6 protein-coding genes are annotated in these 6,993 nt (G+C 73.2%); 1 reads left to right on the top strand and 5 read right to left on the bottom strand.

All coding sequences use genetic code 11. The features are described from left to right. Positions 1-51 precede the first annotated feature (51 nt). Positions 52-3,348: a glycosyltransferase family 2 protein gene (locus ABZW17_RS42960; RefSeq protein WP_354827542.1), complete on the bottom strand. Its 3,297-nt coding sequence runs from the start codon at positions 3,346-3,348 to the stop codon at positions 52-54. 235 nt (positions 3,349-3,583) lie between these two features. Then, entirely contained in the window at positions 3,584-3,871 is a 288-nt protein-coding gene (locus ABZW17_RS42955) for a WhiB family transcriptional regulator (RefSeq protein WP_167385067.1), read from the bottom strand. Positions 3,872-4,135: 264 nt separating this feature from the next. On the opposite strand from ABZW17_RS42955, the gene ABZW17_RS42950 reads away from it, so the two are divergent. Further along, positions 4,136-4,897: a site-2 protease family protein gene (locus ABZW17_RS42950; protein ID WP_354827549.1), complete on the top strand. Its 762-nt coding sequence runs from the start codon at positions 4,136-4,138 to the stop codon at positions 4,895-4,897. 29 nt (positions 4,898-4,926) lie between these two features. Here the strand turns inward: ABZW17_RS42950 and ABZW17_RS42945 are convergent, their stop codons facing one another. Genes ABZW17_RS42945 through mshB form a run of 3 tightly spaced genes read right to left on the bottom strand, consistent with a single transcriptional unit; the run spans position 4,927 to position 6,945 of the window. Then, on the bottom strand, positions 4,927-5,724 hold the full coding sequence (locus ABZW17_RS42945) for a hypothetical protein (protein ID WP_354827539.1): 798 nt from the start codon (positions 5,722-5,724) through the stop codon (positions 4,927-4,929). After that, the gene (locus ABZW17_RS42940; RefSeq protein WP_354827537.1) at positions 5,717-6,106 is read right to left on the bottom strand and encodes a hypothetical protein; all 390 of its coding nucleotides are present in this window, start codon (positions 6,104-6,106) and stop codon (positions 5,717-5,719) included. Before ABZW17_RS42940 ends, ABZW17_RS42945 begins: the two co-directional genes overlap by 8 nt. Beyond that, entirely contained in the window at positions 6,103-6,945 is an 843-nt protein-coding gene (mshB, locus tag ABZW17_RS42935) for an N-acetyl-1-D-myo-inositol-2-amino-2-deoxy-alpha-D-glucopyranoside deacetylase (protein ID WP_354827534.1), read from the bottom strand. Before mshB ends, ABZW17_RS42940 begins: the two co-directional genes overlap by 4 nt. Positions 6,946-6,993: the final 48 nt, after the last annotated feature.

The raw sequence follows: 6,993 nt of genomic DNA, 5'->3' as shown, positions 1-6,993 counted from the left end.
CCCTGACCTGGTCTGCATGTTGCGGGCCCGGCTCAAAGTGATTTCACGGCCTCAGGCGACGGGATGACCACCCAGCTCCTTTGCTGGGACAAGCCGGCTGCGCGGTGGGACTGCCGTCAAAAGCGTGAACAGGACCGCTGCCAGCTGGGCCAGTAACAGCAGGTTGCGCTCTGTTCCCGGGTACTCCACCGTTACCTCCGACGATGTCGGTGGTACCGAAACCGCCACCTGGTGGCCCCATGCCGGGACGATCGGGACCGGTTTGCCGGCCACCGTTGCCTTCCAGCCTGGTTCCTGCTCTGCCGCCAACACCAGTAGGCGTCCTGTTGGGCCGTCGGATACTCGGACGCGGACGTCCGGGAGGTCCGCGCGTACCGGTGCCACGCCCGGGGCGTTGCCCGGTGCGCCGCCGCCCGTGACTGCTGCCTTGGCCTGCTCCGGGGAAATCAGGATCACCTGGCCCGCTGGTGGGAGCAGGCGCAGCACGCCGCGGGCGTCCGAGGTCGGGGCGGCCACCGAGAGCATGTCCTTTGCCAGGGGCACGTACGCCTGGGGATCCACGCCGGGCGGGAGCACGATGTACTCCACGCCCGCCGCCGCTGCGGCTGAGACCGTGCGCTGGACCGCTGCCGTGTCGCCCTGGCCCAGGTCGCGGCGCCACGTCGCCAGGCGGGCCGGGGTGCCCGGGGCCGGGGCCAGCTCGTCGTCTCCGTAGTGCGGCAGGCGGCCGCCGATCTGGCGGGTTGCGTCCGGGGCCACGTCGAGCACCGATCGGCCCGACGCCGCCAGCTCCGCCGCGACCTCCGGGGCCAGTGACGGCCGCGCGCCCGCCCGCAGCGGGCCCTGCGCGCCGACCAGCGCCGCGCCTGCCGCCAGGGCCAGGAACACCGCCACGCCGGCCACCGCGAACACCTGCGGCAGCCACGTCGCCGGGACGCCGGCCGAGCCGCCGCGCTGCCACGAGCCGAGCACCACCCACAACAGTCCCGCGCCGACGATCAGGAGCGGCACGCCCGCGTAGCCGTGCGCCGGGGCGCCGCCCTGCATCGGTACCGCGGTGACCACCCGGACCAGCACCAGGCCAGCGCCGCCGAGGGCCGCCAGCGCGAGGCCGCCGGCCGCGAGCTTCGTCGGCCGGACGACCACGGCCACCAGCGCCGCGGCGATCACCGCGACGCCGATCGGCCAGGCACCCGGGCCGCCCGGGTCGAGGCCGGCGAGGTCGGTGCCCGACACCGCCGACGCCGCCCCGCCGAGGCCCTGCACGAGCAGTTCCGGGTGCCGCAGCAGCACCGTCGGCCACGGCAGCAGCAGCGCCAGCGGCAGCAGCACCACGATGCCGACCGACGCGATCCGGCGCGCCAGCCCGGTCGGCGCGGGCAGCACGACGAACCCGATCAGCAGCCCCGCGAGCGCGAGCCCGTGCGCGAGGGGCGAGAACGCGCCGAGCAACGCCATCCCTATCGCTGATAGAGCGGACACGTGCAGCCAGCGCGTGTCCGCCCGGGCCAGCAGCCCGGCGATGCCCGCGGCGACCAGCGGCAGCACCAGGTGCACGACGACGACGTCGAGCCGGCCCTGCGCCACTCCGGCGGTCGCGGCGGGCAGTACCGCATACGTTGCGGCGACGACGGCACGCACCCAGCGGCGCACGCGCAGCCGCCGCGTCGCGACGTACGCCCCTATCGCTGATAGAGGGATGTCGCCGATGAGCAGGATCGCCACCAGGGCGGCCGGGCCGCCGAGCGGGGCGAACACCGCGCCGAGCGTCCCTATCACTGGTAGAGAGGCCGACGCCGGCGCCCCGGTGCCGCCCGCGATCGCGTGCCACGGTGACAGGTACGACGTCCACAGCTCGCCCAGCCCGGCGACCGGGAGCAGCTTGCCGCCGAAGAGGTCTAGGCCGAGGCGGGCCCGGTTCACGACCAGGCCGAGCGCCGTCATCACGACGAGCAGCACCACCGGGGGCGCGAAGATCGTGGCCGCGAGCACCCGGCGGCGGTTCACCTCGACGAAGACGAGCTCCGGCTCCTCGGCTTCGGGAGCGTCCTCGGTCACCGGTGCCGGTGCTTCCGGCAGCGCGACGGCGACGAGCGTGCCCGGGCGGCGGAGCCCGGACCCGCGCGCACTGACACCGCGCAGCGCGCCCGCGGGCAGCGCGTCGGGGCCGACCGGACGGCTCTCGCGGGCGTCGAGCGCTTCCGGCGTCACCCACGCCGACTCCGTCTCGACCGTCTCGGGCACCCGGCCGAGCGCGACTTCGTTTTCGACACCGCGGCGCACGAGGCCGACGACGCCGGCGCGGACGGCGTTGTGCAGCCGGGTCCACCGCCCGGTGAAGAGCCCGCGAACCGTGCCAGGCCGCGGATTCCGCCGTCGGCGGTCGCGGGCGGCTCGCAATCCGCCGCGTCCACTGAGGAGGTACGCGGCGGCGGCGAACTCGGCCCGCGCTTCGCTGGTGCGGCGCAGCAGCACGAACGCGAGCGCGCGCAGCACCGAGAGGAGCGGGAGCCGGATCATGCCGAGCCAGAAGGAAAACGGCGAGCAGTTCACCAGGAACACGCGCAACCCGTGGGCGCGGTTCGCGGCGGACAGCGGGCCGGGGAGGGCGTCCGCCGTCCGCCGTCCGGTGGTGACGGCGCGGGCGTGCCGCACGCGGGCGACCGGTACGGACAGGACGATGCCGCCGGCGGCGTTGGCGCGCCAGCCGAAGTCGAGATCCTCGCGCAGCAACGGGAATCCGGGGTCGAAGCCGCCGAGGGCGTCCCAGGCGTCGCGGCGCACGAGCGAGCCCGCGCTGGGCACGGCGAGCACCTCCACCGGGTCGTCGCCGGTCGCGGCGATCTGCTGGCGGTGGCCGGAGGCGTCGGTGGAAAGGCCGGCTTCGACGATCAGCCGCGGGTCGGTCCAGTCGAGCCCGAGCGGGCCGAGGACGGTGGCCGACGGCGTCTTCGTGGCGACGTCGAGGAGTTCTTCGAGGCAGTCGCGTTCGGGCGCGCAGTCGTCGTGCAGCAGCCACAGCCACGAGCCCGGGTCGTCGCCCCAGCGGCCGGTGGCGTGTTCGACGGCCGCGGCGACCGCGGCGGCGAAGCCGGTGTCAGCCGGAAGGGTGATGACACCGGAGAGCACGGGAGAAGAATCCGGCCCCGGGTCGGCGGCGGCGTCGGCGAGCAGCCGCGGGGTGGCGTCGGTGGAGCCGGTGTCGACGGCGAGCACGTACCGGGGCCGGACCGTGCTGCGGCGCAGGGCGGAAAGGGCCAGCGGCAACCAGGTTTCGCCGTCGTGACAGACCACAATGGCCAGAACGGGCGCGGTGCGCGGGACGGGCGGCGCGGCGGTGCGGGGCAACGAACGCTCCTGATCAGGCGGCAGTCGGTCCGGCCACCCTACGGCCCCGGTCCGTCACCCGATGGTGAACCCACGCCGGTCCCGCCCCAAGAGAAATTCGCCGGTGACGCAAGCGTCACCGGCGAATTCCGCAGTTCCACTGGGTGGACACGACGTCGGACACGACCCGCCCACGCGCGGGCGCACGTCCGGAAGACACGGAGGCGCGAGCGTGGCTCGCGAACCCACCTCTCCCCTAAACAGCGCGTTTCTTCAGCTTGCGGCGCTCCCGCTCGGACAGACCGCCCCAGATGCCGAAGCGTTCGTCGTGGGCCAGCGCGTACTCAAGGCACTCGTCCTTGACCTCGCAGCCCAGGCAGATCCGCTTGGCTTCCCTGGTGGAGCCGCCCTTCTCGGGGAAGAACGCCTCCGGGTCCGTCTGCGCGCACAGGGCGCGTTCCTGCCAATCCTGCTCTTCTTCGGTGGCATCGATGAGCTCGGTGAGATCTCCCAGAGCCTGCTCCGGGATCTCGCCCCAACCCATGACGTGCCCCCATTCCTTCCCATCGGCTTCCAACCGCACGTCCGCCTCCTCGCTCCCTAGCACTCCCCAGGCTGGCGGTGGTGAAACGACACTCGCCGTCCCCTCTCGGCGGCGAATGACATCACTGTGATTACACCCGTGTAGTGCGGTCAGGTCAAGCGGAGTAGCGAGTTCGGGGGACGTTCCGGCCCGATCGCGCAAGGGGACACGCCGGTAACTTCACACCGGGCATACGGAAGACTGGAGCACGTGCAGAAGTCAGCAGTGCGCCCCAGCCCGGTCTTCCTCGGCATCCTCGCGCTCACCGTCGCCGGCGGCGCGATGGCCGCGTTCGGTGACATCGACACCGTTTTCGTCCGCGACCGCGATCCGCTGCTCATCGCCGGCGTCGTGATCTTCGTCGCCGCCGGCTGGGTGGCGTCGCTGTCGCTGCACGAGTTCGGGCACGCGATGGTCGCCTACCGCGGTGGCGACTACAGCGTCGCCCACAAGGGTTACCTGACGCTGGACGTCCGGAAGTACACCGATCCGGTGCTGTCGATCGTCCTGCCGCTGGTCTTCCTCGTCATCGGCGGCATCCCGCTGCCCGGCGGCGCGGTCTGGATCAACCGGGGCGCGCTGCGGTCGCGGGGGACGTCGTCGTGGGTGTCGCTGGCCGGGCCGCTGAGCAACCTCGCGGTCGGCGCCGCGCTGGCGCTGGTGGTCGCGCTGGTCCCGATGGCGGGCGGCCTGGTGATCGCGCTGTCCTACCTGGCGCTGCTGCAGGTCGTCACGTTCATCCTCAACATCCTGCCGATCCCGGGGCTCGACGGCTGGGGCGCGATCGAGCCGTACCTGCCGCCGCAGGCGCGCGAGTTCGGCGCGCGCGTCCGGCCGTGGGCGCCGATCCTGCTGTTCGCGCTGCTGTGGCTGTTCCGCCCGGCGAACAACGCGCTGTGGGACGGCGCGTACGCGATCTTCAACGCGCTCGGCGGCTACTCGGACGGCGCGAAGATCGGCTACAGCGTCTTCCACTTCTGGGGCTGAGGTTTGACGACGGCACCGCGCGGGAATGATCAGCGCGGTGCCGTGGCCGGCGGCGCGTGCTCGGTCAGCCAGACGTGCGCGCGCTTCCACGCCACCCGCAGGCCCGACCGCTCCCCCAGGTAGTCGCCCGCCGCGCCGACGACCGGGAGCATGCCGAGCGCCCGGTGGAACAGGTTGCCGCGTGGGCGCTTCTCCAGTTCGCCCGTGATCCCCAGCAGGCCGCGGCCGAGCCGCCACAGCGTGCGCCCGGCCGCCTTCACCGTCGCCTTGCCGTGCTTCTTCTCCGACGCCGTCAGTTCCTCGGTCAGCTTCGCCGCTTCGTCGGCTTCCGCCGCCTCGTCGTGGTCCTCGTGGCGGCCCGCCGCCAGATCCGCGTCGATGTCGCGCTCGAACAGCACCCACGCGATCAGGCGCACGCGCGTGCCGACGTCCGTCACGCCGTACTCGCCCGCGATCGCGCACAGCAGCAGCCCCTGCGACGCCGCGCCCAGCGTGTCCTGGACCGGCAGCCGGTCGGCCAGTGCGCCGCCCAGGCCGGGGATCGACGTCAGCAACGCCGTGAAGCGGCCGACGCGGTTCATCCACCAGCTCGACCGGTCGTAGCCCGTCATCCTTGCCCACGCCGCCGTGCCGGGGACCTTCACCGACGTGACGCCGTGGATCAGCTTCGCCTTGAGCCCGGACTCGACTTCGGCGAGGTCGTCGGCCGCCCGGGCCTGCAGGCCGAACGGGTCGGACTCGCGCAGCGCGTCGAGCATCGGCCCGCACGCGCGGACGAACGGCCGCAGGACCGACACCACCTGCCGGTCGGAGATCGCCTCAGCCACGTCCCGGACTCCTTCCCACCCGGCCCGGCCCGCCGCCGAGCACCATCGCACCCGGCAGCGCACTCGCGCCGAGCAGCAGCAAGGCCCGCCAGTCCTGGATCAGCACCAGGTCCCCACCCGGGCCCAGCATGCCGAACCCGAACACGACGAGCACCCACACCGCGAGGGGTACCCAGGAAAGCCCGGGCCGCACCAGCTTCGCTGTGGTCCACACCAGCCACGGCGTGGTGACGGCGCCCACCAGGACGGTCACCGGTACCGGGACCACGCCGATCCGCAGCGGCAGGAAGAACAGCTCCAGCAGCGCGAGCAGCACCGTGTCGACCGCGAGCAGCGCGAGCAGCAGGCCCTGCTCGAGCGTCAGGCGCTCGTCCACGGTCACAGCCCGCCGAACAGGTCGTGCGCGGCACCCTCGGCCGGGCCGTGGGCCAGCACGAAGCAGTCCTGCGTAAGGATCGGCTGGGCGAGCTCGTTCGTCAGCGCGAAGTACGGGACGTCGCCGTCAACCACGGCCAGCTGCGTCGCGTGCGCGCGCAGGGCCGCGAGCTTCGCGGGCAGGTGCGCGGCGACGTCGAGGACCGTCGTGATCTCTTCGTCGGGTGTGGTGGGCAGCTCCTCGTCCGCCGGCACGTCGAAGATCGGGTCGTCGGCGCGCAACGCGGCCAGGCCGGCCCGCACCGCGGTCCGCGGCGCGACCGTGTGGAAGACCCGCTCGACCGAGCGGGCCCGCGGCGCCGCCGCCATCGTGATGTCGTGGGCCCGGATGTGGTCGGGGTGGCCGTAGCCGCCGAAGGCGTCGTAGGTGACGACGACCTGGGGCCGGACCTCGTCGAGGAGCTCCGCCAGCTGCGCCGCCTGCTCGTCGGCGGACCCCCCGGTGAACGCCCGCGGGTGCGACGCCGACGGCGTGCCCGCCATGCCCGAATCGCGCCACCGGCCCAGCCCGCCCAGGTAGTGGTGCCGGGACACCCCGAGCGCGGCGCACGCGGCCATCAGCTCGGTGACGCGGTAGCCGCCCAGCTGGTCGGCGGTGTGGGCCCGCAGGCCCTCCAGCTCGCCCAGGTCGGCCATCACCTCGCCCTCCTCACCCAGCGTGCAGGTCACCACGGTCACGTCGGCGCCCTCGGCGGCGTATCGTGCGATCGAGGCGCCGGTGGTGATGCTTTCGTCGTCGGGATGGGCGTGGACGAACAGCAGCCTGCGCGATACCGGGGAGATCACGGGTTGAGCGTAATTCCCGTGCTCCGACCTTCGTCGGGGACACCCTCG

The sequence above is a fragment of the Amycolatopsis sp. NPDC004625 genome, from assembly GCF_040609695.1.
Classification (GTDB): domain Bacteria; phylum Actinomycetota; class Actinomycetes; order Mycobacteriales; family Pseudonocardiaceae; genus Amycolatopsis.
Note: the sequence above shows the minus strand (reverse complement) of the source record. Positions and strands in the feature narration are given on the sequence as shown.